Origin of the sequence: Rhodococcus sp. MALMAid1271 (genome assembly GCF_049195265.1) — a bacterium.
Classification (GTDB): domain Bacteria; phylum Actinomycetota; class Actinomycetes; order Mycobacteriales; family Mycobacteriaceae; genus Rhodococcoides.
Genome location: NZ_JBMIRQ010000058.1, coordinates 22,188 through 47,643, shown reverse-complemented (window position 1 = coordinate 47,643; position 25,456 = coordinate 22,188). Strand labels below are relative to the sequence as shown.

The following is a 25,456-nucleotide window of genomic DNA, read 5'->3' as shown; positions in this document are numbered from 1 at the left end:
GATCCTTGTCATGCAATCCCGGAGGCCTCCTGGGCGGATCGGGACTGTGAGATCTGCATTAACCCGCAGTCAGAATGGTGGTCATGAAGCAATACATCCTCGGGATCGACGCCGGCGGAACCTTCGTCAAAGCGGGTCTGTTCGACGCCGGAGGGCGCGAGCTGGCGGCCGCGAAGGAGCGCAGTCCGCACCTGGACGGGCGCGGCGGCAGGCGTGAACAGGACCCGGACGCGCTGTGGAATGCGGTCTGTTCCTCCACCCGGGAGCTGCTTCGCGCGTCGGGCACGCATCCTTGCGACGTCCTCGCGGTATCGGTCACCGGATACGGCAGCGGGCTCTGGTTCGTCGACGAGAACGCCGGCGCAGTCGGCAACGGAATTCTCTCGACCGACGGCCGGGTGGAACTCGACCCCGCATCCGCGCCGGACCACGAGACCGCAGTGCAGATCGAACGACTGGTCTCGCAACGGATGTGGAGCGGCCAGACCGCCGCACTGCTGCGGTGGTTCGACGAGCACGAACCGACGATGCGATCGCGGGTGCACCGCGTCCTCGCCTGCAAGGACTACATCAGAGCACGGTTGTGCGGAGACATGTCCACCGATTACACCGATGCCGGGCTGACCGGACTGTGCGACATCGAGCGGAATTCGTGGTCGGAGGATGCGCTCGGCCTGCTCGGAATCGCCCAGTGGCGCGACACGCTTCCGGCGATCGGTCCAGGGGCCGAGACGGTCGGCGGCATCACCGCTGCAGCCGCCGAACTCACCGGCCTGTCGGAGGGCACCCCGGTGATTCGAGGAGTGGTCGACGTCGCCGCGTGTGCACTCGCATCACGAGTTCTCGACGAGAGGCACATGTCCGTGGTCGCAGGAACATTCGGAATAGATCAAACACTGCACCCCCAGCCGAGAACCAGCACGGTCCCACTGCTCCAGTGCCGATACGTGACGGGAGAGGCGTACCTCGCAAGCGAGGGTGGGATCACCTCCGCGAGCAACCTCGAATGGTGTTGTCGACATCTGTTCCGAGCCGAGGCCACGAATGACGGTGGTGACATCTACCAGATGTGCAACGACGCCGTGTTGCGAGCGTACGGCCGAGAACGCCTCAGCGGCATGATGTTCTTCCCCTACGTATTCGGCGGACCGAGCGGCGCTCCAGCCGGTGTGCTCGGTGCCGTCGCCGAGGACGAGTTCGACGACACGGCGCTTGCGGTGTACGAGGGAATCACGTTCGCGCACAAAGCAGATATCGACAAGCTTCTCAGCGGCGACGATGCAGCTCGGCCGTCGGTGGTGAGAATGTCGGGAGGTGCCTCGCACAGTCCCGTGTGGCCGCAGATGTTCGCCGACGTCCTCGGACTACGCGTCGACGTCGCCGAACGGGGAGAAATCGGGGTTCGCGGCGCCGCGATCACCGCCGCCGTCGCCCTCGGGATCTTTCCGGATTTCGATTCCGCTGCAGCAGCATTCACACCCTCGATGCGGTCTTACGAACCCGACCCGCACAAGGTGACAGTGATGAACGGCCGATACTCCCGCCACCACGCGCTGACGGCGGCACTGGCAGCGGTCTGGACCTCAGCGGACGATCGCTAGTGCGATCGATCCGTCGTCGGTGCGGATACCTGAGCGAGTGGAGCGATGTCGTCGACCGAGATGCACTCGACACCGCTGTCGCGGTACTGCCGCAGCAGCGAGGGGTCGAGCCCTGGCTCGACCGCCAACGTGGTGATCGCGCCCAGTGGTGCAACCTGGAATGCGCCGGAGTACCCCAGCTTGTCGCTGGTACACAGGATGATCGAGCGGTGGGCACCCTCGATCATCGCGCGCTTGATCTGTGCCTCCTCGTACTCGAAATGAGTGATCCCGGAGTCGACGTTGATACCCAGGATGCCCACGATCGCGACATCTGCATTGATCGACTCGTAGGTCTTGAGGGTTTGGGCTCCCACCGTCACCATCGCGTTCTTGAGCAGACGGCCCCCGACCACGACGACCTCGCAATGGGGGTGCTCGGCCAGATTCACCGCCGTGGACGGGCTGTGCGTGACGAAGGTTGCTCGAAGAGCAGGGTCCAACTGCTTCGTGACCTCGATCGCCGTCGTACCGCCGTCGATGAGTATCACCTGGCCGTCCTGAAGCAGACTCGCAGCAGCGCGGGCTACGAGCGACTTCGCCGAGGTTTCCTGCCCCCGCCGGTCCCGGTAATCCTGATGCAACGTCGAGACGACCAAGGCACCGCCGTGCACACGCTTGAGCTTTCCTTCCGATCCGAGCTCGTCGAGATCGCGACGAATGGTGTCCTCGGAGACATCGAACGACACGGCGAGCTCGGACGAGAGGATCTTGCCCGTCGTGCGCAACAGCTCGAGGATGCGGAAGTGCCGCTCGGGCTTGAGAAGGGTGGCCACCAGGGCATCGTATCGGTCGTAGACTCGCAACGATGAGTGCTTCGTGCCCCACCCTCGACGACATCGTTGCCGCGCACCGTCTTCTCCGCGAGGGCAATCCGCTGGTGCAGTGTCTGACCAACACCGTGTCCGTTCAATTCGTCGCCAACGCACTGTTGGCAGCCGGAGCCGCTCCGGCGATGGTGGACAACCCCGAGGAGGCGGCCGGCTTCGCCGAGATCGCCGACGCGGTGCTGGTCAATCTGGGGACTCCGACCGCCGCTCAGGTGGCGAGCTCCCGCCTCGCCTCGGCTGCCGCGAGAGCAGCGGGCAAGCCCTGGGTGCTCGATCCGGTGGGAGCGGGCGGTCTGCCGTGGCGCACCGGCGTGGCAGTCGAGCTACTCGCCAACCGGCCCAACGTCGTTCGCGCGAACGCGTCGGAGGTGATCGGACTGGCAGGAGCGGGAGGCGGATCGAGGGGAGTCGATTCGTCTGCACAGGCGGCAGATTCGGTGGATGCGGCCCGATCACTGCTGGATCGAGCCGAGATCGTGGCGGCGTCGGGGGAGACTGACCACATCGTCGGCTCGAATGGCGTCATAAGGGTGGGCGGCGGAAGTGCACTGCTGCAACGAGTTACCGCAACCGGCTGCGCGCTCGGTGCGCTCACGGCAGCGTACTGCTCCGTGGCCCCGACCACCGTGATCGGTGCCGTCGCTGCCCATGCCCATGTTGCGGTGGCATCGCAGATCGCGGCGCGGTCGACGTCCGGGCCCGGATCCTTCGCTGCGGCGTTCCTCGACGAACTCGATGCCGTGAACGAGTCCACACTGCGAGAACTGGTGCTGCTCGACGCAGCCTGACGCCACCGACGGGCCCGTGAGCTGCCACCGCCGTGCACTATCGCCGACCCGGGTGCCGTGATGCTCGCCGGCCCCGCCGGAGCTCACCGGTCAGATCGAGACCGCAGATTCCTCGGGAAGCTCGCGGAATTCCGCGTCGGACATGTCCTTGAAACGCCCGTAGTACACCCCGGTCGCGATGTCGGCGATCACTGCCTGATGGATGGGGAAAGCCATGGTGGGAGCCACCGCACGCAGGAACTCCACGGTTTCGGACAGCTTGGACCACGGTGCCGCAGCGGGAAGTGCCAGCACCTCGACCCGCTGCTCGGGGACGAACAGTGAGTCGCCCGGGTGGAAGAGCTGGCCCGGGTTCTCCGGGGTGCCGAGCAGATAGCCGGTGTTGTCGATCGTCGGCAGTTCGGGGTGGATGACCGCATGGGTGCCGCCGACCCCGGTGACGGTGATGCCGCCGACGGTGAACGCCTCGCCTGCGGGAGCTGCGGTCCACTGGCCGCCGAGCTGGTCCGCCGTCATCGGATCCGCGTGCAGCGCCGCACGTGGATTCGCGTCGAGGAGGGCGGGAAGTCGTTGCAGATCGACATGATCGGGGTGCTGATGCGTCACGAGGATGGCATCGAGTCCGGTGATGCCCTCGAACCCGTGGGAGAAGCTGCCCGGATCGAACAACACGGTGGTGCCGTTCAGCTCGACGAGAACGCAGGAATGTCCGAAGTGTGTCAGCTGCATGTGCTCCACAGTAAGCGCGGTTTCGCGCCTCCCGCCAGGGCTGCGTAGACTCCCACCTGCCGGTAACTGTCTTGCTGTACGTATTTCAAGGAGCGCTTTCGTGGCCCGAGTCGTTGTCGATGTCATGCCCAAGGCCGAGATTCTCGATCCGCAGGGTCAGGCGATCGCAGGTGCGCTCGGTCGGCTGGGTATCTCCGGCGTGTCCGACGTGCGCCAGGGCAAGCGATTCGAGCTCGAGGTCGACGACACCGTCGATGATGCCGAGCTCGACAAGATCGCGGAATCCTTGCTGGCCAACACCGTCATCGAGGACTGGACGGTCACCCGTGTGTCGGTAGAGCCTGCCGCATGAGCGCCCGCATAGGTGTCATCACCTTCCCCGGAACCCTCGACGACGTCGACGCCTCCCGCGCGGTCACCCTCGCAGGCGGCGAGGCTGTCGGCCTGTGGCACGCCGACGCCGATCTGAAGAACGTCGACGCCATCGTCGTCCCCGGCGGTTTCTCGTACGGCGACTACTTGCGGGCCGGGGCCATTGCTCGGTTCGCACCCGTGATGGAGTCCGTCGTCAAGGCGGCCGAGGGCGGTATGCCGGTTCTCGGAATCTGCAACGGCTTTCAGGTGCTCTGCGAGGTGGGACTGCTGCCCGGCGCGTTGACCCGCAACGAAGGGCTGCACTTCGTCTGCCGCGATCAGTGGTTGGCCGTGGAGAACACCGACACCGCCTGGTCCTCGCGATACGAGCCCGGTGCCGAGATCCTGATTCCGGTCAAGAATGCCGAGGGACGGTTCCAGGCACCGCAGAAGACCCTCGACGAGCTGGAGGGTGAGGGCCGCGTCGTATTCCGCTACCGCGGTGCCAACCCGAACGGATCGCAGCGCGCAATTGCCGGTATCTCCTCGGCCAACGGTCGAGTGGTCGGTTTGATGCCGCACCCCGAGCACGCCACCGAGCCGCTGACCGGTCCGAGCGACGACGGACTCGGCATCTTCTACTCGGCGCTGGACACCATCGTCAACGCCTGACTCGAAGCTGTCGGTGGTGGCGGTTACTGTGCCGACATGACACTCACCTTGGGCATGATCACGTTCGACTCGACCGATCCGGGACCGCTCGCGCACTGGTGGGCGGCTCGAGCGAACGGATCGATCGTGGAGGAGAACGACGGGTGGTTCTACGTCGTCGCTCTGGCCGAGGCCCCGTACCGGATGGCCTTCCAGAAGATCGAGGATCCGACGCCGGGCAAGAATCGCGTCCATCTCGATATGACCACTGAGGATCTCGACGGTGAGGTCGCGCGGCTGATCGAGGCCGGAGCGAGTGAGCTCGCGCAGCACACCATGGGCGATTTCCGCTGGGTGACACTGAGCGATCCCGACGGCAACGTGTTCTGCGTGTCCGGTTCGCACTGAGCTCTCGCATGTTGCCCGGCGTCGGTTCCCCCGGGGCGGTGTGCACTGGGGGTGTCCGACGCGGCGGCTGCCACAATGGTTCCCATGTCGACTCACGCTTCCGCAACCGGTCTCTGCAACTTCGTCGACGTCTCGCCGTCGCCGTTCCATGTCTGCAATACGGTGTCGGTGCAGCTCGAGGAGGCCGGATTCGTTCGGCTCGAGGAGACCGACGCCTGGCCGACGGAGCCGGGCCGCTACTACCTCGTTCGTGGCGGTTCGCTCGTCGCCTGGAGTACCGAGAGCAGTAGTTCGGGTGACGGCCCCTTCCGCATCGTCGGCGGGCACACGGACAGCCCGAACCTTCGGGTCAAGCAGCATCCCGATCTCGAATCGGCTGGCTGGCAGATGGTGGGTCTCGAACCGTACGGCGGTGCGTGGCTCAACTCCTGGCTCGACCGCGATCTGGGCATCTCCGGGCGGTTGAGTGTGCGTGACGGCAATGCTGCGCGCGAGGTGCTCGTCAAGGTGGACGAGCCCATCCTGCGGGTGCCGCAACTCGCGATTCACCTCTCCGAGGATCGCAAGGGAGTCACCCTCGATCCCCAACGACACGTCAATGCCATTTGGGGAGTGGGTAATTCGCCGAAGTCGTTCATCGCATACGTCGCCGAGAGAGAAGGCGTCGACCCGCATTCGGTACTGGGTTGGGAGTTGATGACCCACGATCTCGCGCCCAGTGCCATCGTGGGTGTCGAGTCCGAACTGGTCAGTGCGCCGCGTCTGGACAATCAGGGGACCTGCTACGCCGGAACGCAGGCTTTGCTTGCGGCAGTGGACAACCCGACGAACATGACGCCGGTACTTGCCCTGTTCGATCATGAAGAGGTCGGCAGCATGTCCGACCGCGGTGCGTTCTCGGATCTGCTGAACACCGTGCTCGAGCGCATCGTGCTCGGACGCGGCGGCGGTCGTGCGGAATTTCTGCGCACCATGGCCGGATCCATCTGTGCCTCAGGAGATATGGCGCACGCGACGCACCCCAACTACCCGGATCGGCACGAGCCCGCCCATCGCATCGAACTCGGCGGGGGACCGGTGCTCAAGGTCAACCAGAACCTCCGGTACGCAACCGATTCCGCCGGCGCAGGTGCCTTCGCGCTGGCGTGCGATCAGGCCGGAGTTCCCATGCAGCGCTACGTGCATCGTGCGGACCTTCCCTGCGGGTCGACCATCGGGCCGATCACCGCGTCACGTACCGGGCTCTCGACGGTGGACGTCGGCGCGGCGCAGCTGGCGATGCACTCGTCACGAGAGTTGATGGGTGCCAACGACGTGAAGGCCTACGCCGACGCGCTCGCGGCATTCTTGGCACCCGCGCAGTAGTCCCATAACCGGTCGCAAGAGTCCCCCCCGATGACCGGCCGCAAACGTCCCCCCATGACCGGCCGCAAACGCGCGCGCATTCGTCAGGTGCGCGGGGAATAGTGTCGAATCCGGAGCTATTTCGCTCGCGTTTGGCAAACGCGCGCGCGTTTGCGGAAGCGCGGAGGTGAGCCCGCGACCCCACGCCCCCGCGACCTAGATCGGGTCGAGCTGCACACACGCATCCGCCGCGAGCCAGAACAACTGCTCGCGGACGGTAGTCGCCTTGGTCCAGCCTCGGTGGTCCCAGTCGGCGGCGAGTGAATCACCTGCGTAGAGCAGCTGTGCGAATCGAACTCCGCGGAACTGGGCCACGGCGCAGAACGCCGAGGCCTCCATGTCGACGGTGCGGCAGCCCTCCGCCACCCGCCGCGAGACGCGGCCACGGGTTTCGCGGTAGAGCGCGTCCGTCGTCCAGGAGCGGCCGGTGACGAAGTCGATTCCGGCATCGGTCAGTACCGACTGGAGTACGGCGACGCCCGCTGGGTCGGCGTCGATCACTCGGCCCGGCGGCAGGTAGTGGAACGAGGTGCCCTCGTCGCGCAGGGCGCTGTCGACCACCATCACGTGTCCCATGCCCAGGTCGTCGGACAGTGCTCCCGCGCCGCCGACGGCGACGAACTGCGTGCAGCCCAGCGCGATGGCCTCCTCGAGGAACAGCGCGGCCAGCGGTGCGCCGACTCCCGGGTGGAACACGGCGAGCTTGTGCCCCGCCCGCTCGATCTCGTAGACGGGGTGTTCGCCGTGCTCGGAGCGCATGACCGATACGACCCTGGCGTCGCCCTTGGCGCATATGCTCTCGATCACCTCGGAGAAGAAGCAGACGACGGCTTTGGTCGGGACGTCGATGCCCTGGGCCACCATCGAGGGGTCGATGACGCCCGTTTCGTTCAGATCGTCCTCGGTCAATGCGATGTCCATCCGCTGATGTTCGCACGAGGCTCGTACGTCCGATGCCGTACATGTCGGCCGCACCTTATAGACTCTCCCTGGCATTTCGCTCCATCGAAGGGACCTATTCCTCGTGTCCGCTAGCTCTGTACCCACAGACACTGTCTCCAACGCCGTCGCCACCCCGGACGTCGCGCAGCCGTACAAGGAACTCGGACTCAAGGACGACGAATACGTTCGCATCAAGGAAATCCTCGGACGTCGCCCCACCGACGCCGAGTTGGCGATGTACTCGGTCATGTGGAGCGAGCATTGCTCGTACAAGTCGTCGAAAGTGCATCTGAAGTACTTCGGCGAGACCACCACCGACGAGATGCGCAAGCCCATGCTCGCCGGTATCGGTGAGAACGCAGGCGTCGTCGACGTCGGCGACGGCTGGGCTGTCACGTTCAAGGTCGAGAGCCACAATCACCCGTCGTACGTCGAGCCCTACCAGGGTGCGGCGACGGGCGTCGGCGGCATCGTGCGCGACATCATGGCCATGGGCGCCCGCCCGATCGCCGTGATGGACCAGCTGCGGTTCGGTGCGGCCGATGCACCGGACACGCGCCGCGTCCTGAGCGGCATCGTCGCAGGCGTCGGCGGGTACGGAAACTCCCTCGGCCTACCCAACATCGGCGGCGAGACGGTGTTCGACGCCTCCTATGCGGGTAATCCGTTGCTCAACGCTCTGTGTGCCGGTGTCATGCGTGTCGAGGACATGCATCTGGCGTTCGCCTCGGGCCTGGGCAACAAGATCATTCTGTTCGGTGCGCGTACCGGGCTCGACGGCATCGGCGGGGTGTCCGTGCTTGCCTCGGAGACCTTCGACGGGGACGAGAGCGCAGGGGGCCGCAAGAAGCTGCCCGCGGTTCAGGTGGGCGATCCGTTCACCGAGAAGGTGCTCATCGAAGCGTGCCTCGAGCTGTACTCGAGCAAGCTCGTGGTCGGCATCCAGGATCTCGGTGGTGCCGGATTGTCGTGCGCCACCTCGGAACTCGCATCTGCAGGCAGTGGCGGAATGCACATCGAACTCGACAAGGTGCCGATGCGTGCCACCGGGATGACTCCCGCCGAGGTGCTCTCGAGCGAATCCCAGGAACGTATGTGCGCGGTGGTCACGCCGGAGAACGTCGATGCGTTCATGGCCGTCTGCAAGAAATGGGATGTCCTGGCCACCGTGATCGGTGAGGTCACCGACGGTGAGCACCTGCAGATCACCTGGCACGGCGACACCGTCGTCGATGTTCCGCCGAAGACCGTTGCGCACGAGGGCCCGGTGTACAACCGCCCGGTGCAGCGTCCGGCCACGCAGGACGATCTGGTCGCGAACACCACAGCGTCGCTGACACGTCCGGGCACCCCGGACGAGCTGAGGGCGACGCTGCTGAAGATGATCGGATCGCCGCAGCTGTGCAGCCGCCGTTTCATCACCGAGCAGTACGACCGCTACGTGCGCGGCAACACCGTCCTCGCCGAGCATGCCGATGCCGGAGTCATCCGCATCGACGAGAAGACCGGTCGCGGAATCGCTTTGGCCACCGACGCGTCGGGTCGGTACACCGCCCTCGATCCGTATCGCGGGGCGCAGCTCGCGCTCGCCGAGGCATTCCGCAACGTCGCGGTCACCGGCTCGACGCCGAAGGCCGTCACCAACTGCCTCAACTTCGGCTCGCCCGAGGACCCGGGCGTGATGTGGCAGTTCGAGCAGGCCGTACGTGGTCTGGCCGACGGCTGCGTGGCGCTCGGCATCCCGGTGACCGGAGGCAATGTCAGCTTCTACAACCAGACCGGTGCCGAGCCGATCTTGCCGACGCCTGTCGTCGGTGTCCTCGGAGTCATCGACGACGTGCACCGCCGCATCCCCACCGGTCTCGGCCTCGAACCGGGCGAGACGCTGATTCTGCTGGGCGATACCCACGACGAGTTCGACGGATCCATCTGGGCGCAGGTGGAGCACGACCATCTCGGCGGCGTGCCGCCTCGGGTCGATCTGGCCCGTGAGCAACTGTTGGCCGATATTCTGCTCGCGTCCTCGCGCGACGGCCTGATCTCTGCGGCACACGACCTGTCCGAGGGTGGCCTGGCTCAGGCCGTCGTCGAGGCAGCTCTGGCCGGCGAAACCGGTTGCCGCATCATCGTTCCCGAAGGCGCGGATCCGTTCGTGACGCTGTTCTCGGAGTCCTCGGGCCGCGTACTGGTCGCGGTCCCGCGCACCGAGGAGATCCGGTTCACCGGTATGTGCACCGCTCGCGGCCTGCCGTGGGTGCGCATCGGCGTCGTCGACGAGGGATCGGACTCCATCGAGGTGCAGGGGCAGTTCTCCGTCCCGATGGCGGAGCTGCGCGAGACGTTCGAAGACACTCTTCCCAGACTTTTCGGCTGATCGAGGTGGGGGGTCGGACGTCGGTCGGGGATCGGGCATCGGATGGGCCCGGCGTCGAACGCGACGCGGCCCTCGAACAAGACCAGCATCACCGTTACCACCTGCCGTCCCTCGAATTCTCGGTTCCCTCACCCGAGAAGCACCCGTTCGTCATGTGGGCGTGGGGTCTGTTGCGTTTGGACTTCACCGGAATCGCGTTCAGCGCGCTGTTCTTCTGCTGGTCGTTGACTCCCTCGCTGCTTCCGCGCGGATGGCTGTTCCAGGGCATCATCGGCGGCATCAACGCGGCCATCGGCTACGCCTTCGGTGTCGCACTGGGGTGGGCGGTGAGTCGGTGGTGGCTGTCGTCGCGATCGTGGTGGCCGCTACCACCCGCAGTCGACCGCGCCGTCAAGGTCGCTGTGCCCGTTGCGGCGATCGCGGCCTCGATGATCATGCTGGCGGTCTCGGCGGAATGGCAGCGTGAGCTCGCCGCATTGATGAACGCCGAGGGCACCACCACGACGGGATACCTCCGAACCGGGGCGCTCAGCATCGCCGTTGCGGCTCTGCTCATTTCGGTGTGGCGGGTGCTGCGCGACCTCGTTCGACTGCTGGCCCGTCAGCTCAATCGCATCGTGAAGATGCCGCGGGAAGTGGCCAACGCGCTGGGCGTCGTTCTTCTGGTCGTGCTGGTCGTGGCTCTGGTCCAAGGTGTGCTGCTGCGTGCGGTCTCCGAGGTGACCAATTCGGTGTTCAGTCTGCAGAACGACGAAACCCGGGACGGCGCAGAGCAACCCATAGTGGACGAGCGATCGGGCAGTCCGAACTCGTTTGCTCCCTGGGACACTCTGGGCTTCGAGGGCAGGAACTTCGTCTCCAGCGGTCTGCGCGCCGACGAGATGGAACGGGCCACGGGGCGTCCGAGCCGCGAGCCCATACGGGCCTATGCCGGTCTGGAAACGGCACCGACCCAGGCCGAGCGACTCGACATCGTCGTTGCGGAACTCGAGCGCACCGGTGCGTTCCAACGCGCGGCGCTCGTCGTCGTACCGACCACGGGCACCGGGTGGGTCAACCCCACCGCCATCGAGGCCGAGGAGCTCATGTTCGACGGCGATGTGGCCACCGTCGCGTCGCAGTATTCCTATCTGCCGAGCTGGATTTCGTTCCTCGCCGAGGGCGACAAAGCCGCGCAGGCAGGAAAGGCGCTGATCGACAAGGTCCATGCTCGGTGGCTGCAGGAGCCGGAGGACACTCGCCCCAAGTTCTACGTCTACGGCGAAAGCCTCGGAACGAAGGCAGCGGAGGGCGCGTTCGACGGCCTGGCCGACATCCGAGCCACCACCGACGGAGTGCTGTGGGTGGGACCGCCGAACGACAATCGCATCTGGCGGCAGTTCGTCACCCGACGCGATCCGGGAACTCCGGAAGTTCGGCCGGTGTACTCCGATGGCCTGACGGTCCGATTCGCCGACAATTCCTCGGGCATCCCGCCGGAGGATCAGCCCTGGTTCGAGCCGCGGATCCTCTACGTCCAGCACGCCTCGGATCCGGTGGTCTGGTGGTCACCCGATCTGCTCTTCGAACGTCCCGATTGGCTGTCCGAACCGCCCGGGCCGGACCGACTGCCCAGCATGCGGTGGTTCCCGATCGTGACGTTCTGGCAGGTGGCCGCCGATCTCACCAATGCCGCGGGCGTTCCCGACGGTCACGGCCACAACTACGGAACCCTCGTGCTCGACGGCTGGGTGGCGGTCGCGGCACCGGAGGGCTGGACCGATCGTGACACCGAGCGCGTTCGTGGGGTCATCGAAGAATTCGCCGGCCGCGACGGTCCCGAGAAGTGAGAACCACCGCGACCGTCATCGGACTGTCGACGACCGCATGGAGCACCGTCGTCCTGCCCTCGGTAGGACTCGGAGCTCGCGGCCGTGCGGTGGCCAACGCCTCGTTCGCAGTCGGCATCGCTGCCCTCAGCGGGTCGAGCGCCGAGCAACTCGGCCTACGCAACACCGCTCGCGGGCTGAAGTGGGGCGCTGCGGCGGCGGCAGTTCCGGTGCTCGGCTCGGTCGTCGTCGCTGCGATTCCGGCGTTGCGTCGACGGGTCCGGCCATCCGAGGAGGACCTGGCCGAGTGGGTTCTGTTTCGGATCCCGGTGGGAACGGTGCTCACCGAGGAGTTGCTGTTCCGCGGGGTGCTCGACGCCGCCTCGCCCGCCCTGTCGCCGATCTTCTTCGGGATGTGGCACATTCACCCGGCCCGCGCCGCGGGCGACCCGGTGATCGCAACGGTGGCTGCGACGACCGCAGCCGGTCTCGTCTTCTCGTGGCTACGGGCCCGAAGCCACAGTGTGCTGGCCCCTGCGCTGCTGCATTACGCACTGAATGCGAGCGGGGCCGTGTTGGCGCATCTCGCCGTGAACGACAGGAACGAGCCGTGAACGACAGGAACGAGAGATAGTGCCGCCCCACAAGGAAGTGAGCCCCGCCGAGGTACGCGAGGCCGTGCTGGCGGTCGGCGACTGGATCAAGGGCCAGGCCGACGCACCGGCTCGCGCCCGGATCGCCGCGGCGGTGCGTACCAGCGCCAGAACGTTGGGCCAGAATGCGCCAGGATCCTCGGTGGAGGTCCGAGTTCCGCCGTTCGTCGCGGTGCAGTGCATCGTCGGGCCGCGTCATACTCGGGGAACCCCGCCCAATGTGGTCGAAACGGACGCGCTGACCTGGCTGCAGGTGGTGACCGGAATCCGTGCTTTCGCCGACGCACTTGCCGACGGATCGATCGATGCCTCGGGCAACCGGGCAGCCGAGGTCGGCCGCTGGTTGCCGCTGCTGTCCATCGAGTGAGCCTGCCCGGATATCCGGGCGAATCGGTCACCTGTTCACCTCTCGGGAATCTGCCGTCCACACGATGCGGCTACTGGGGTCGTGTGCCAGTAGACTCGGGCGCGGCCCCCCGCCCCGTCCCCCAAGGGAGCAATGCCCGTGACCAACGCCGATTTGTCGGTCGACAGTCCGAATCTTCTGCTAGGCACACCCCTCGACGAACCCGAGACCGAGCCACGCGAAGAATGTGGAGTGTTCGGAGTCTGGGCACCGGGCGAGGATGTGGCCAAGCTCTCGTATTACGGCCTGTATGCACTGCAGCACCGCGGCCAGGAAGCAGCCGGAATCGCGGTGTCCGACGGTTCCCAGGTGCTGGTGTTCAAGGACCTCGGCCTCGTCAGCCAGGTGTTCGACGAGCAGACGCTCGGAGCGATGCCCGGGCACGTGGCCATCGGGCACTGCCGCTACTCCACCAGTGGTTCGGTGACGTGGGAGAACGCGCAGCCGATCTTCCGCACCACACCTGCGGGCACCGGGATTGCGCTCGGCCACAACGGAAACCTCGTGAATTTCGCGGAGCTCGCCACCAAGGCCCGCGAGGCGGGCCTGATCAGCGATCGGCTGCAGGGCAATGGCACCTCGGATTCCGATGTGGTGACGGCGCTGATGGCGCACAAGGCGGCCGATTGCACCGTCGAGCAGGCGGCGATGGAGTTGCTGCCGCAGCTCAAAGGTGCGTTCTGCTTGACGTTCATGGACGAGCACACCCTGTACGCGGCGCGTGATCCGCACGGCGTTCGGCCGCTGTGCCTCGGCCGCCTCGACCGCGGTTGGGTGGTCGCCAGCGAAACCGCTGCCCTCGACATCGTCGGTGCTGCGTTCGTCCGCGATATCGAGCCCGGTGAGCTGCTGGCGATCGATGCCGATGGCGTTCGCTCCTCACGTTTCGCCGCACCCGAGCCCAAGGGGTGCGTCTTCGAGTACGTGTATCTGGCCCGGCCCGACAGTGTGATCGCGGGGCGTTCGGTGCACTCCACTCGGGTCGAGATCGGACGACGCCTCGCGAAGGAACATCCGGCCGAGGGCGATCTGGTGATTCCGGTGCCCGAGAGCGGAACTCCGGCAGCGGTCGGTTTCGCCCAGGGGTCCGGTATTCCGTACGGCCAGGGGCTGATGAAGAACGCGTACGTGGGCCGCACGTTCATTCAACCGTCACAGACCATCCGCCAGCTCGGCATCCGGCTCAAGCTCAATCCTCTCAAAGAGGTCATTCGGGGCAAAAGGCTGGTGGTGGTGGATGATTCGATCGTCCGCGGCAACACCCAGCGCGCGCTGATCCGGATGCTGCGAGAAGCGGGCGCACTGGAGATTCACGTACGCATCGCCTCCCCGCCGGTGCGCTGGCCTTGCTTCTACGGCATCGACTTCGCTTCTCCCGCAGAGCTGATCGCCAACGGCGTCGAATCCGAGGACGGCATTCTCGAGGGCGTTCGGCAGGCGATCGGTGCCGATTCGTTGGGGTACATCTCCATCGACGGCATGATCGCGGCGTCGGAACAGCCCGAATCGCGGCTGTGCGCAGCGTGTTTCACCGGCAAGTACCCCATCGATCTGCCTGCCGACAACGCGCTCGGCAAACACGTTCTCGAGGGCCTGCTGGCCTCGGCGGCCGGGCAGCCTGTGGACAACGACGCGAACGTGAGCGCTCTCAGTCGTCCCTGAGCTGGGTTTTTCCGGTACGGAACAGCGGGGTTTTCTCAATGCCACATATTCGAAACAGTCCATCGGTACTGTCCCGAGTTACATAGGACACACCGAATTGGATAGAGGCTCAGATGACCCTGTCGCCCGACGACGGACGCATGCAGCGCTACAGCGCCGCATCGAGGACAGCCGCGCGTAAGCACGGCAAGAAGACCGCTGCAGTGGCAGCACTGTCGGTACTTGCACTGACCGCCGCAGCCTGCGGTTCGGGACGCACCGACGCCGGTGGATCCGGCGACAGCGGCGGCGAGACCATCACGGTCGGTACCACCGACCAGGTGACCTCGCTGGATCCGGCGGGCTCGTACGACAACGGCTCGTTCATGCTGATGAATCAGGTTTATCCCTTCCTGATGAACTTCGCGCCGGGCAGCTCCGAGCTCGAGCCCGATATCGCCGAGAGCTGCGATTTCGCGGAGCCGACCGTGTACAAGTGCACGCTCAAAGATGATCTGAAATTCGCGAACGGCAACCCGTTGACGAGCGAGAGCGTGAAGTTCTCCTTCGATCGCGTGGTGGCCATCAACGATCCCAACGGGCCCGCATCGCTGTTGACGAACCTCGACAGCGTCGCCACCCCGGACGCCAAGACCGTCGAGTTCACCCTGAAGTCCGCCAACGACCAGACCTTCCCGCAGATTCTCGCTACTCCGGCAGGGCCGATCGTCGACCAGACCGTGTTCCCGGCGGACAAGGTCCTCGACGACGACGCCATCGTGGCGGCTACTCCGTTCGCCGGTCCGTACTCGATCTCGAGTTACGCCAAGAACTCCCTCGTCAGTTTCACCGCGAACGGTGACTACAACGGCATCCTCGGAACGCCGAAGACCTCATCGATCAACGCGAAGTACTACACCAGCTCGGACAATCTCAAGCTGGACGTGCAGAACAAGGCGATCGACGTCGCCTGGCGTTCGCTGACACCGACCGATATCGAATCTCTCGGCGGCGTCGACGGTCTGACGGTGCACGAGGGCCCCGGCGGCGAAACGCGTTACATGGTCTTCAACTTGGACACGATGCCCGGCAACACTCCCGAGCAGAAGTTGGCCGTCCGCAAGGCGATTGCGTCCTCGGTGGATCGTCAGGCGCTGTCGGACGGTGTGTACAAGGGCACCTACACCCCGCTCTACTCCGTGGTTCCCACCGGCCTGGCCGGATCGAACACCGCGTACGGCGATGTGTACGGCACGACGCCCAACCGCGACGAGGCAGCAGGTTTCCTCTCTGCAGCAGGTGTCGCCACCCCGGTTCAGGTCAACCTGCAGTACAACCCGGACCACTACGGTTCGAGCTCGAGCGAGGAGTACGCCGCGATCAAGAACCAGCTCGACTCGACCGGCCTGTTCGATGTGAACCTGCAGTCCACCGAATGGAGCACGTACACCAAGGAACGCGTCGCCGACGCATACCCGGTGTACCAGCTCGGTTGGTTCCCGGACTACCCCGATGCGGACAACTACCTGACGCCGTTCTTCGCGCCGGACAACTTCCTGCAGTCGCACTTCGAGAGCCCGGAGATCACCTCACTCCTCGATCTCGAGCGCACCACCGCGGACGAGAATGCTCGGATGCAGATCATCGGACAGATCCAGAACGAACTCGCGACGAACTTCCTGCCGACGCTTCCGCTGTTGGAAGGCAAGCAGATCGCCGTGGCCACCGACTCGATCAGTGGTGTGGACGAGACCCTCGACGCCTCGTTCAAGTTCCGGTTCGTCACGCTCGCCAAGAGCTGAACCGGTGCCCACTACCGACAGCACCACGGTAGCGGGCGAGAAGCACGCACAGCAGGCGAGCGCGCCGTCCCGATACGGCGCGCTCGCCCGCTATCTCGGAATCAGGTTTCTGCTGATCATCCCGACTGCTTGGATTCTCGTCACCGTCGTCTTCTTTCTCATGCGGGTGATCGGTGATCCGATCACCGCCGCTCTCGGCGGCCGTTTGCCCGCCGAACAGATTGCCCAGCGCAAGGCAGAGGCCGGCTACGATCGGCCGATTCTGACCCAGTACTGGGAGTACCTGACCGGTTTGCTGCGCGGCGACTTCGGCCGGTCCGCCACCGACAACCGAGCGATCAGCGATGTATTGCTCGTCAACGGGGCCGCCACGTTGGAGCTGGCCTTCTGGGCCTTGCTGGTCGCCTTCGCGGTCGGCATCCCGCTCGGCTTCTTCGCCGCGACCCATCGCGATCGATTCGGAGACGCCTCGCTGCGGATCTTCGCGATCCTGGCGTACGCCGCCCCGGTGTTCTTCGTCGGCATGCTGCTCAAGTTGCTGTTCGCGGTCAAGCTCGGCTGGTTGCCCGTCGCCGGGCGAGCCAGCACCAATGTCGAACTGGCACTGCAGAACGTCTCGCCCAAGACCAACATTCTGATAGTCGATTCCTTCCTCTACGGGGACACCGGCTACACCATCGATGTACTCGAACACGCCGTGTTACCCGCTCTGGCGCTCGGCCTGCTCACGGCCGGGGTCTTCCTGAGGCTGGTGCGCGTCAACCTGATTCAGACGTTGCAGGCACCGTTCGTCGATGCTGCACGTGCTCGCGGACTCGGCGACGGCACCGTGACGCGCCGCCATGCGTTCCGCAACGCGATGATTCCCATCGTCACCGTCATCGGCCTGCAGATAGCCGTACTACTGGGAGGTGCGGTCCTCACCGAGACGACCTTCGAGTGGCAGGGGTTGGGATACGAACTCGCCCGTTACCTGCAGGCCCGCGATTTCGTTGCGGTGCAGGGCATCGTGACGTTCCTGGCCGTGGTGGTTGCAGTGGTGAGCTTCTTCACCGACGCGATCGTCGCCCTCATCGACCCGAGAGTGAGGTTCTGATGACCACCGAAGTAGTGCTGTCGGAAGAACCTGCCGCCCGTCCGCATCGTCGAGGATTTCCCGGCGTCGCGTTCGTCAAGTCCACCTCCGGGTTGCAGCGCGTCACGCTGCTCGTCGGCCTGGCCCTGATGGTGATTTTCGTGATCGCGGCGGTGTTCGCTCCGCTGCTCGCACCGTACGGGTTCTCCCAGACCAGCGATGCCGGGCAGGCTTTCGCACGGCAGGCGGCTCCGTCCGCCGAACACTGGTTCGGCACATCGGTTCGCGGCGAGGACGTGTTCTCACGCGTGATCTACGGCGCGAGAACAGCATTGATGGTGATCGCGTCCTCCTTGCTGCTCTCGCTGATCATCGGTGTCCCACTCGGGTTGGCCTCGGGTTATATCGGCCGCTGGTTCGACAGAGTGTTGGTGCTCTTCATGGACGCGATGTACGCGTTTCCGTCTCTGCTTCTCGCGGTGGTCATCTCGATCGTCGTCGCGGGCGGACAGTCGTCGAGCTTCGGCGGTATCGCATCCGCGGCCATTGCCATCACGGCGATCTTCGTCCCGCAGTACTTCCGTGTCGTACGCAACGCCACGGTTGCGGTCAAGACCGAACCGTACGTCGACGCCGCCCGGGTGACCGGGGCAGGCACTCCTCGAATACTGTTCCGCCACATCCTCGCCAACGTGGTGCAGACGCTGCCGGTCATCATCACCCTCAACGGTGCAGAGGCCATTCTCACGCTGGCCGGACTCGGTTTCCTCGGCTTCGGTATCGAACCGACCTCGGCCTCGGAATGGGGATACGACATCAACAAGGCCCTGCCCGATATCTCCAACGGCATCTGGTGGACGTCGGTGTTCCCGGGCCTGGGCATCGTACTGGTGGTGCTCGGTCTGACCATGGTCGGTGAAAGTGCAAGCGAGACACTCAATCCGCTGCTGCGCACCCGCAAGAAGTTCAAGAAGGCGGTGAAGGTATGACCACGAGCGTCGCTGCCTCGCACGAGAACGCACCCGAGGAGTCCGCTCTGTCGGTGAAGAAGCTGTCCGTCACGTTCCTCACCGACGCGGGTGAGGTCGATGCCGTCTCCGAGGTCTCGTTCGAGGTGTACCCGGGCGAGGTGCTCGCGGTGGTGGGCGAATCCGGATCGGGTAAATCGGTCAGCGTCCGTTCGGCCATCGGGCTGCTGCCCGACACGGCCCGCGTCGAAGGGCACGTGATACTCGGCGGGCAGGACGTGACAACGCTGAGCAGCAAGGCCTGGGCGCAGATGCGCGGCAACAAGATCTCGATGGTGTTCCAGGAACCGGGTAGCGCCCTCGACCCGTTGTTCACCATCGGGTATCAGATCGTCGAAGCGTTGCGGGCGCATCCGGGCAGCGACGGAAAGCGGATGACCAGCAAGGACGCGAAGGCACGTGCCGTCGAGTTGTTGACGATGGTGGGATTGCCCAGCCCCGAGCAACGCTTTTCGTACTACCCGCACGAACTGTCGGGTGGCCAGAAGCAACGCGTCATGATCGCCATCGCCATCTCGTGCGAGGCGAAGGTCATCATCGCCGACGAGCCGACCACAGCACTCGACGTCACTGTGCAGGCCGAAATCCTCGAACTGCTACGCGATCTCAAGGATCGGCTGGGCTGCGCCATCGTGCTCATCACCCACAGCATGGGTGTGGTGTCCGATCTGGCGGACCGCGTCGTCGTGATGCAGAACGGCCGCGTCGTGGAGGAAGCCCCGGTGGCGCAACTGTTCGACGCACCAGCCGACGATTACACCAAGAAGTTGCTCGCCGCCGTGCCTACTCTCGCCGCGGTGGAGTCCGACAAGACCGTCGACACCTCGGGCGAGCCGGTACTCGACGTCTCGCATCTGGTGGTGCAGTTCTCCGGCGGTGTCGGCTCACCGGCGTTCCGCGCGGTCGACGATGTCTCGCTGACCATCCACCGCGGGGAAACCCTCGGGCTGGTGGGCGAATCCGGCTCGGGCAAGTCGACGATCGGCCGATGTGTGGCCGCACTGCAGAAGCCGACCGATGGAACCGTGACGGTGATGGGACGCAACATTGCCGGCATGAGCGAACGCAAGCTCAAGCCGTTGCGCAAGCGATTCGGTTTCGTCTTCCAGGACCCGTCGGCGTCGTTGAACCCCCGGCTGACCGTCGGACAGTGCATTGCCGAGCCGATGATCGTGCACAAGTACGGCTCCGCGGATGCGATCGCGGCCAGGACGACCGAACTGCTCGACGCCGTCCAACTGCCGTCCGGCACCGACAAGCGCTACCCACACGAGTTGTCCGGTGGTCAGCGGCAACGGGTCAGCCTGGCGCGCGCACTGGTGTTGGGCCCGGATCTGGTGGTCGCAGACGAGCCGACCAGTGCACTCGACGTATCGGTCCAGGCAGCCGTCCTGGACCTGTTCGAGGACTTGCAACAGGAATTCGGGTTCGCGTGCCTGTTCATCAGTCACGATCTCGCGGTGGTCGATCGCGTCGCGCACCGCGTGGTGGTGCTCCGTGACGGGGGAGTCGTCGAGGTGGGAACCCCGTGGAAGATTCTGCGATCCCCGGAAGCGGACTACACCAAGAAGTTGTTGGCGGCGATTCCGGGCAAGCGCCTGCACACGTGAATTCTTCTCGTCACCGGGCACTCCGGTACCGTTAGGGCGCTATCTGCGCCTGAAACGGGCGCTGACATGAACGAGTACACAGGCTGGAGCCGAATGACCGAGGAATCCCAACCCACGAGCGCAACTCACTCGGGCGGTGCCTCCTATGCGGCGGCCGGGGTCGACATCGCCGCAGGAGATCGAGCAGTGCAGCTGTTCGCGCCGCTCGCCAAGAAGGCCAGCAGGCCCGAGGTCATGGGCGGTCTCGGTGGTTTCGCCGGTCTCTTCGCGCTCAAGGGCGACTACCGCGAGCCCGTCCTGGCCGCGTCCACCGACGGCGTCGGCACCAAGGTCGCGGTGGCACAGGCCCTCGGCAAGCACGACACCCTCGGCCTCGACCTGGTGGCGATGGTCGTCGACGATCTCGTGGTCTGCGGAGCCGAGCCACTGTTCCTGCAGGACTACATCGCTGTGGGTCGGGTGGTTCCCGAGCAGGTTGCCGAACTGGTCAAGGGGATAGCGGAAGGCTGCGTCATCGCCGGCTGCGCGCTGCTCGGCGGCGAGACTGCCGAGCACCCGGGACTGATGGCCGACGGCGACTACGATCTCTCGGCCACCGGCATCGGTGTCGTCGAGGCCGATTCGATCCTCGGCCCCGAGCGGGTGCGTCCCGGCGACGTCGTCATCGGCATGGGATCGTCCGGCCTGCACTCCAATGGCTACTCCCTCGCTCGCAAGGTGCTGCTCGAGATCAACCACATGGATCTCGGTGGACACGTCGAGGAATTCGGCCGCACCCTCGGTGAGGAACTGCTCGAACCCACCAAGATCTACGCCAAGGATTGCCTCGCCCTCGCCGCCGAGACCGATGTGCGCACGTTCTGCCACGTCACGGGCGGGGGACTGGCCAACAACCTCTCCCGGGTCATGCCGGAAGGGTTGGTAGCCGAACTGGACCGCACCACGTGGAGCCCGGCCCCGATCTTCTCGCTGATCGCGCAGCGCGGACGCGTCGAGCGCGCCGAAATGGAGCAGACGTTCAACATGGGCGTCGGCATGGTCGCGATCGTGGCACCCGAGGACGTCGATCGTGCGCTGGCCGTGCTGACGGCACGGCACATCGAGTGCTGGACCCTGGGCACGGTGAAGAAGGCCACCGCCAAGGACGTGGCCGACGAGCGTGCACTGATGCTGGGCAACCACCCGAGGTTCTGATCGGCAAGGTGCCGATCGTCCGAGCACCGGACGAACAAGTGAGGGGGAGCCGCTCAGCGGCTCCCCCTCAGTCGTTCAGTGCACAAAACTAGCGTCGCCAGTCCTCGTACTCGTCTTCCTCGACTCGGGAATGCACGTCCGAGTCAGAGTGGATGCCACGATGGGAGTTGGACGAACCACCGGAGAGTTCTCTCTGCAGACTCTCCAAGTCCGTTGTCGGCGAGCTGTACTTGAGCTCACGAGCGACTTTTGTCTGCTTTGCCTTAGCCCTACCTCGGCCCATGGCGGTGCCCCCTCGCGGACTTGCGGGGCGGCCTGGGGAAATTTGGCGGCCCCGTTAGAGTTGGTATTTCTTCCTGGCACACACTCTAGCGCGCGAATCGCCGCGATGCGCAGACGGCGCCACGTGTTGGCGGCGGGCACGCCCACTCGACACGCCCGGAGTTGGGGCCTGCGCCGCCTGTACCTGCGCATTTCCGTGCACAAGCAAACTATTTTTGTGCCGCGACACGAAAATCTACGTGCTGCGCGTCATGGTCTCCGTCGGGATTCGATGTGCCGCTGCCGCCTCGCGGCCCATCGAAGGTGCCGTACACCGACGCACCCGGCGACAACTGTCCCCGCTCATCGGCCGCGCAGGCGGTCCACCGCAGCGCGACCGGCCTGGACGTCGTCGTACGACGGGATCGAATCAGGATCGATCGACGCGGCACACGGACCGGCCTCGAGGGCGGTGTCGGCCGGAACGGTCCGCTTGAGCAGAGCCAACGCGATCGGGCCCAGCTCGAAGTGATCGATCACGGTGCCCAGCCGACCCACCGAGCGTCCGCCTGCGGTCACCGGATCCCCGGTGCTGGGACGGCCGTCGGCAGAACCGTCCAGATGCAGCAGCACCAGGTGCCGGGGCGGGCGGCCCAGATTGTGTACGCGGGAGACCGTCTCCTGGCCGCGGTAGCAGCCCTTCTCCAGATGGACAGCGCCGAACTCGGCGGCGCTGCCGATCCAGCGAACTTCGTGCGGAATGGTCTTCTCGTCGGTGTCCACGCCCACGCGCGGACGCAACGATTCCACCCGCAACGCATCGAACGCCCAGGTTCCGGCCGGGGTGGCCCCGGAGTCGCGCAGGTGCAGGAACCAGTGGCTCGAGTTCGCGCGGGGAATCACCACGTCGTACGAGTTCTTGCCCGGCCAGGGCATCCGTCGAACGAAACCGCCGCCATCGACCGGCGACGCACCGTAGATCTCGCCCGGAACCGGCAGCCCGGCCTTCGCGAGCACCGCCGCCGCGTCGGAACCGAGGACGGTGAGAACGGCGAGTTCGTCCGCCTGACGGGGTTCGGCCTTGGCCCAGAACACCATCTTCTGCAGGAACGAGAGCAGATCCGGTCCGGCCGCGCGCTCGGTGTCGATGTACGTGACGCCGGCCAGATCGGTCTGGACGAAGTGATGCTCGATGCGGCCGTTGACGTCCAGACTCAAATTCTCCGCCGAGCTGCGGTCGGGCAGATCCGAGACGAGTTGGCTCGAAATCGTGTTCAACCAACTCAGGCGTTCGTCTCCGCTGATGGCCAGCACGAAACGGTGGGATCGATCGATGACAGCAGCACCGCTGACCGCATCGCGTTGCTCGGCGAACGGATTACCGTAGTGCCAGGCCACCCCGGCATCGACGGTGTCGTCGGGGGAGGGCACTGCGCCGGGGAGTGTCAGAAGTGGGCTCGGGCTGATCGTGACTGTGTCGGACACATCTCCATACTAGGAGCCCGTCGGCGCGGCAACTCGGTGACCGGTCGCGTTACACCCCCGAAACGGCGACGACACAGCGGCGCGAACACACGGACCTAGCGTGTCGACCCATGAAGAAACTGGCGCATCCGGCCGCGCAGATCGGCCTCGCCGCGATCGGCGGCATCGTATTCGGGCTGGTGGTCGGCGAGTGGGCCGCAAACCTGAAGTTCATCGGCGATCTGTTCATCAGACTGATCCAGATGTCGATCGTGCCGCTGGTGATGGCCTCGGTGATCGTCGCCACCGGATCGATGGCCGGGGCGGGAACAGGGAAGATCGCCTTCCGCACCTTCAAATGGATGATCGGGTTCTCGGTCGTCGCGGCAGTACTGGCCTGGGTGCTGAGCAGCATCATCAGGCCGGGCGCGGGCATGGTGTTCACCCAGCAGCTCGATCCCTCGCTGGAGGAATCGGCGAATGAGACACTCGGCTGGCAGGACACGCTGCTCAACTTCGTCAGCACCAACGTCTTCGACGCCATGTCGACGGCGACGATGGTGCCGATCATCGTCTTCTCGTTGCTCTTCGGCATCGCGCTGCGCAGTCACATCACCAAGACCGGCAACACCCAGGTGCTCTCGTTCATGGACCAGATTCAGCAGATCGTCCTGACGATGATCCGCCTCGTCATGGTCATCGCCCCGGTCGGTGTGTTCTGCCTGCTCGCCGCACTCGCCGGTGATGTCGGCTTCTCCGTGGTGTCCACCGCGCTGAGCTACCTCGGTACGACACTGCTCGGGGTCTTGATTCTGTTCGCGCTCTTCGTCGTGGTCGTGACGATGCGGACTCGATTGAGCCCGTGGAAGCTGCCGAGCAAACTCACCGAACAGACGGCGGTCGCGGTGACGACCACGAGCTCGGCCGTCACGTTCCCCACGGTGCTGCGCAACACCGTCGAGAAGGTCGGCGTCAGTCAGAAGGTCGCCAACTTCACGCTGTCGATCGGGCTGACGATGGGCTCGTACGGTGCCGTTCTCAACTACATGATCGTGGTGATGTTCCTCGCGCAGGCGGGCAACATCGATCTGAGCCTCGGACAGATCGTGCTGGGCATGGGCCTGGCGGTGCTGCTCAACATGGGCACCATCACCGTGCCCGGCGGATTCCCCGTCGTCGCGATGTTCCTCGCGACCTCGCTGGACCTTCCCTTCGCGGCCGTCGGCCTGCTGATCGCGGTGGACTGGTTCGCCGGGATCTTCCGTACCTTCCTCAACGTGAACGGAGACACGTTCGTCGCGATGCTCGTCGCCGAGCCCGACGGCGAGATCGACCGCGAGGTCTACAACGGCACCAAGGTCGTCGTCGCCGAGGATCTCGACCTCGATGAGCACGCCGCCGCGATGGCAGTGGCCGACCGAGCGGATTGATCGATCGCGTCCGCTGCCCTCTAGTGTGACGTTCATGTCGGAGTCGGTAGTGGTGACGTTGGACGGCCGAGTGCACGACGCGAATCGGCCGTTGCTGTTCGCCGACGATCTGGCTGTGGTGCGCGGCGACGGGGTGTTCGAGACGCTGCTCGTGCGCGGCGGCGCGGCCTGTGCAGTCGAGTTGCATCTGGCCCGGCTGGCAGCGTCCGCGACGGCACTGGACCTGCCCGCGCCCGATCTCGAGCAGTGGCGCACCGTCGTCGAACGGTCCGTCGGTCTGTGGGCGCGACAGTCCGAGGACGAGGCGGTGCTCAGATTGGTACTCAGCCGAGGACGCGAGGGCGGCGGCGGCCCGACGGCGTACGTGACGGTGGGGCCCTTGCCCGCACGGGTGCGCGCCGCCCGCACGAACGGGGTGTCCGTGATCACCCTCGATCGAGGGTATTCGGTGGACTTCTCCTCGGGTGCGCCGTGGCAGCTCGCCGGGGCCAAGACGTTGTCGTATGCGACCAATATGGCCGCGCTGCGTCATGCCGCAGCCCAGGGTGCCGACGACGTGATCTATCTCAGTAGCGAGGGGCGTGTGCTCGAAGGTCCTCGCTCGACGGTGGTGCTCGCGCGCGGTAAGACTCTCGTCACACCATCGGCCGAACAGGGCATTCTGGCCGGCACCACGGTCGCAGGATTGTTCTCGGTGGCCGAGTCCTCTGGTTGGACGTGTGAACGCGGCCACCTGTATCCGGCGGATCTCGTTGCGGCAGATGGTGTCTGGCTCGTCTCGAGCGTCACCCTCGCGGCTCGGGTCACGGCGATGAACGGCGTCGCTCTCGGCACGCGAGGTCTTGCCGACGAGGTTCGAGCGATGGTCGATGCGGCCGTGGAGACGGTCGAAACTCGGTAGGGGACCAACGACCCTGCCGAAAGACTCTTCCCTACTACTACTTGTAGTAGTACTGTCGAATTC

23 protein-coding genes are annotated in these 25,456 nt (G+C 65.4%); 18 read left to right on the top strand and 5 right to left on the bottom strand.

Translation table 11 applies throughout. The features are described 5' to 3' along the window. Positions 1-83 precede the first annotated feature (83 nt). Positions 84-1,601 (top strand): FGGY-family carbohydrate kinase, encoded by a 1,518-nt coding sequence (locus tag ACOQFP_RS06815; protein ID WP_421583849.1) that lies wholly within the window; start codon positions 84-86, stop codon positions 1,599-1,601. Here ACOQFP_RS06815 and ACOQFP_RS06810 read toward each other — a convergent pair. Beyond that, positions 1,598-2,416 (bottom strand): DeoR/GlpR family DNA-binding transcription regulator, encoded by an 819-nt coding sequence (locus tag ACOQFP_RS06810; protein ID WP_206487910.1) that lies wholly within the window; start codon positions 2,414-2,416, stop codon positions 1,598-1,600. The genes ACOQFP_RS06815 and ACOQFP_RS06810 overlap by 4 nt on opposite strands. A 32-nt stretch (positions 2,417-2,448) precedes the next feature. Here ACOQFP_RS06810 and thiM point away from each other — a divergent pair, with 32 nt between their 5' ends. Beyond that, entirely contained in the window at positions 2,449-3,258 is an 810-nt protein-coding gene (thiM, locus tag ACOQFP_RS06805) for a hydroxyethylthiazole kinase (protein ID WP_421583848.1), read from the top strand. 90 nt (positions 3,259-3,348) lie between these two features. Here the strand turns inward: thiM and ACOQFP_RS06800 are convergent, their stop codons facing one another. Next, positions 3,349-3,987: an MBL fold metallo-hydrolase gene (locus ACOQFP_RS06800; protein WP_421583847.1), complete on the bottom strand. Its 639-nt coding sequence runs from the start codon at positions 3,985-3,987 to the stop codon at positions 3,349-3,351. Between the two features lie 100 nt (positions 3,988-4,087). On the opposite strand from ACOQFP_RS06800, the gene purS reads away from it, so the two are divergent. The 4 genes from purS to ACOQFP_RS06780 all read left to right on the top strand — a co-directional run bounded on the left by purS (position 4,088) and on the right by ACOQFP_RS06780 (position 6,765). Continuing rightward, the gene (gene purS, locus ACOQFP_RS06795) at positions 4,088-4,339 is read left to right on the top strand and encodes a phosphoribosylformylglycinamidine synthase subunit PurS (protein WP_128646288.1); all 252 of its coding nucleotides are present in this window, start codon (positions 4,088-4,090) and stop codon (positions 4,337-4,339) included. Beyond that, on the top strand, positions 4,336-5,013 hold the full coding sequence (purQ, locus tag ACOQFP_RS06790; RefSeq protein ID WP_206487916.1) for a phosphoribosylformylglycinamidine synthase subunit PurQ: 678 nt from the start codon (positions 4,336-4,338) through the stop codon (positions 5,011-5,013). Before purS ends, purQ begins: the two co-directional genes overlap by 4 nt. A 36-nt stretch (positions 5,014-5,049) precedes the next feature. Beyond that, positions 5,050-5,400 carry a VOC family protein gene (locus ACOQFP_RS06785; protein ID WP_421583846.1) on the top strand — a complete coding sequence of 117 codons (351 nt, stop codon included), beginning with the start codon at positions 5,050-5,052 and terminating at the stop codon, positions 5,398-5,400. A 75-nt stretch (positions 5,401-5,475) separates the two neighbouring features. Beyond that, positions 5,476-6,765, top strand: a complete 1,290-nt coding sequence (locus ACOQFP_RS06780) for a M18 family aminopeptidase (RefSeq protein WP_206487923.1) — start codon at positions 5,476-5,478, stop codon at positions 6,763-6,765. A 195-nt stretch (positions 6,766-6,960) separates the two neighbouring features. Here the strand turns inward: ACOQFP_RS06780 and ACOQFP_RS06775 are convergent, their stop codons facing one another. Then, entirely contained in the window at positions 6,961-7,725 is a 765-nt protein-coding gene (locus ACOQFP_RS06775; RefSeq protein ID WP_421583845.1) for a nucleoside phosphorylase, read from the bottom strand. Positions 7,726-7,828: 103 nt separating this feature from the next. Here ACOQFP_RS06775 and purL point away from each other — a divergent pair, with 103 nt between their 5' ends. The 10 genes from purL (at position 7,829) to purM (ending at position 21,337) form a co-directional block, all read left to right on the top strand. Next, positions 7,829-10,120 (top strand): phosphoribosylformylglycinamidine synthase subunit PurL, encoded by a 2,292-nt coding sequence (gene purL, locus ACOQFP_RS06770; RefSeq protein WP_421583844.1) that lies wholly within the window; start codon positions 7,829-7,831, stop codon positions 10,118-10,120. Positions 10,121-10,221: 101 nt separating this feature from the next. Further along, positions 10,222-11,949 (top strand): alpha/beta hydrolase, encoded by a 1,728-nt coding sequence (locus ACOQFP_RS06765; RefSeq protein WP_421583936.1) that lies wholly within the window; start codon positions 10,222-10,224, stop codon positions 11,947-11,949. Then, a complete protein-coding gene (locus ACOQFP_RS06760) occupies positions 11,946-12,542 on the top strand; it encodes a CPBP family intramembrane glutamic endopeptidase (RefSeq protein ID WP_421583843.1) in 597 nt (198 codons plus the stop codon). The genes ACOQFP_RS06765 and ACOQFP_RS06760 overlap by 4 nt, the downstream gene beginning before the upstream one ends. Positions 12,543-12,561: 19 nt before the next feature. After that, positions 12,562-12,948, top strand: coding sequence for a sterol carrier family protein (locus ACOQFP_RS06755; protein WP_421583842.1), 387 nt, complete (start codon positions 12,562-12,564; stop codon positions 12,946-12,948). Positions 12,949-13,086: 138 nt separating this feature from the next. Then, entirely contained in the window at positions 13,087-14,649 is a 1,563-nt protein-coding gene (gene purF, locus ACOQFP_RS06750; protein ID WP_206487932.1) for an amidophosphoribosyltransferase, read from the top strand. Between the two features lie 140 nt (positions 14,650-14,789). Continuing rightward, positions 14,790-16,430: an ABC transporter substrate-binding protein gene (locus ACOQFP_RS06745; RefSeq protein ID WP_421583935.1), complete on the top strand. Its 1,641-nt coding sequence runs from the start codon at positions 14,790-14,792 to the stop codon at positions 16,428-16,430. 100 nt (positions 16,431-16,530) lie between these two features. Then, on the top strand, positions 16,531-17,526 hold the full coding sequence (locus ACOQFP_RS06740) for an ABC transporter permease (protein ID WP_206488754.1): 996 nt from the start codon (positions 16,531-16,533) through the stop codon (positions 17,524-17,526). Next, positions 17,526-18,494, top strand: coding sequence for an ABC transporter permease (locus tag ACOQFP_RS06735; protein WP_421583841.1), 969 nt, complete (start codon positions 17,526-17,528; stop codon positions 18,492-18,494). Before ACOQFP_RS06740 ends, ACOQFP_RS06735 begins: the two co-directional genes overlap by 1 nt. Continuing rightward, complete coding sequence (locus ACOQFP_RS06730) at positions 18,491-20,143, top strand: ABC transporter ATP-binding protein (RefSeq protein WP_421583840.1); 1,653 nt, start codon at positions 18,491-18,493, stop codon at positions 20,141-20,143. The genes ACOQFP_RS06735 and ACOQFP_RS06730 overlap by 4 nt, the downstream gene beginning before the upstream one ends. A 93-nt stretch (positions 20,144-20,236) precedes the next feature. Beyond that, the gene (purM, locus tag ACOQFP_RS06725) at positions 20,237-21,337 is read left to right on the top strand and encodes a phosphoribosylformylglycinamidine cyclo-ligase (RefSeq protein ID WP_206487937.1); all 1,101 of its coding nucleotides are present in this window, start codon (positions 20,237-20,239) and stop codon (positions 21,335-21,337) included. A gap of 88 nt (positions 21,338-21,425) precedes the next feature. On the opposite strand, the gene ACOQFP_RS06720 is transcribed toward purM, so the two are convergent. Then, positions 21,426-21,620, bottom strand: a complete 195-nt coding sequence (locus ACOQFP_RS06720) for a DUF3073 domain-containing protein (RefSeq protein ID WP_082073787.1) — start codon at positions 21,618-21,620, stop codon at positions 21,426-21,428. A gap of 341 nt (positions 21,621-21,961) precedes the next feature. Further along, a complete protein-coding gene (locus ACOQFP_RS06715) occupies positions 21,962-23,083 on the bottom strand; it encodes a YgfZ/GcvT domain-containing protein (RefSeq protein ID WP_421583839.1) in 1,122 nt (373 codons plus the stop codon). A 110-nt stretch (positions 23,084-23,193) separates the two neighbouring features. Between ACOQFP_RS06715 and ACOQFP_RS06710 the strand changes: the two genes are divergently transcribed. Together ACOQFP_RS06710 and ACOQFP_RS06705 are read left to right on the top strand one after the other, a co-directional pair. Then, the gene (locus tag ACOQFP_RS06710; RefSeq protein ID WP_421583838.1) at positions 23,194-24,492 is read left to right on the top strand and encodes a dicarboxylate/amino acid:cation symporter; all 1,299 of its coding nucleotides are present in this window, start codon (positions 23,194-23,196) and stop codon (positions 24,490-24,492) included. 34 nt (positions 24,493-24,526) lie between these two features. Further along, positions 24,527-25,393, top strand: a complete 867-nt coding sequence (locus tag ACOQFP_RS06705) for an aminodeoxychorismate lyase (protein ID WP_421583837.1) — start codon at positions 24,527-24,529, stop codon at positions 25,391-25,393. Positions 25,394-25,456 lie beyond the last annotated feature (63 nt).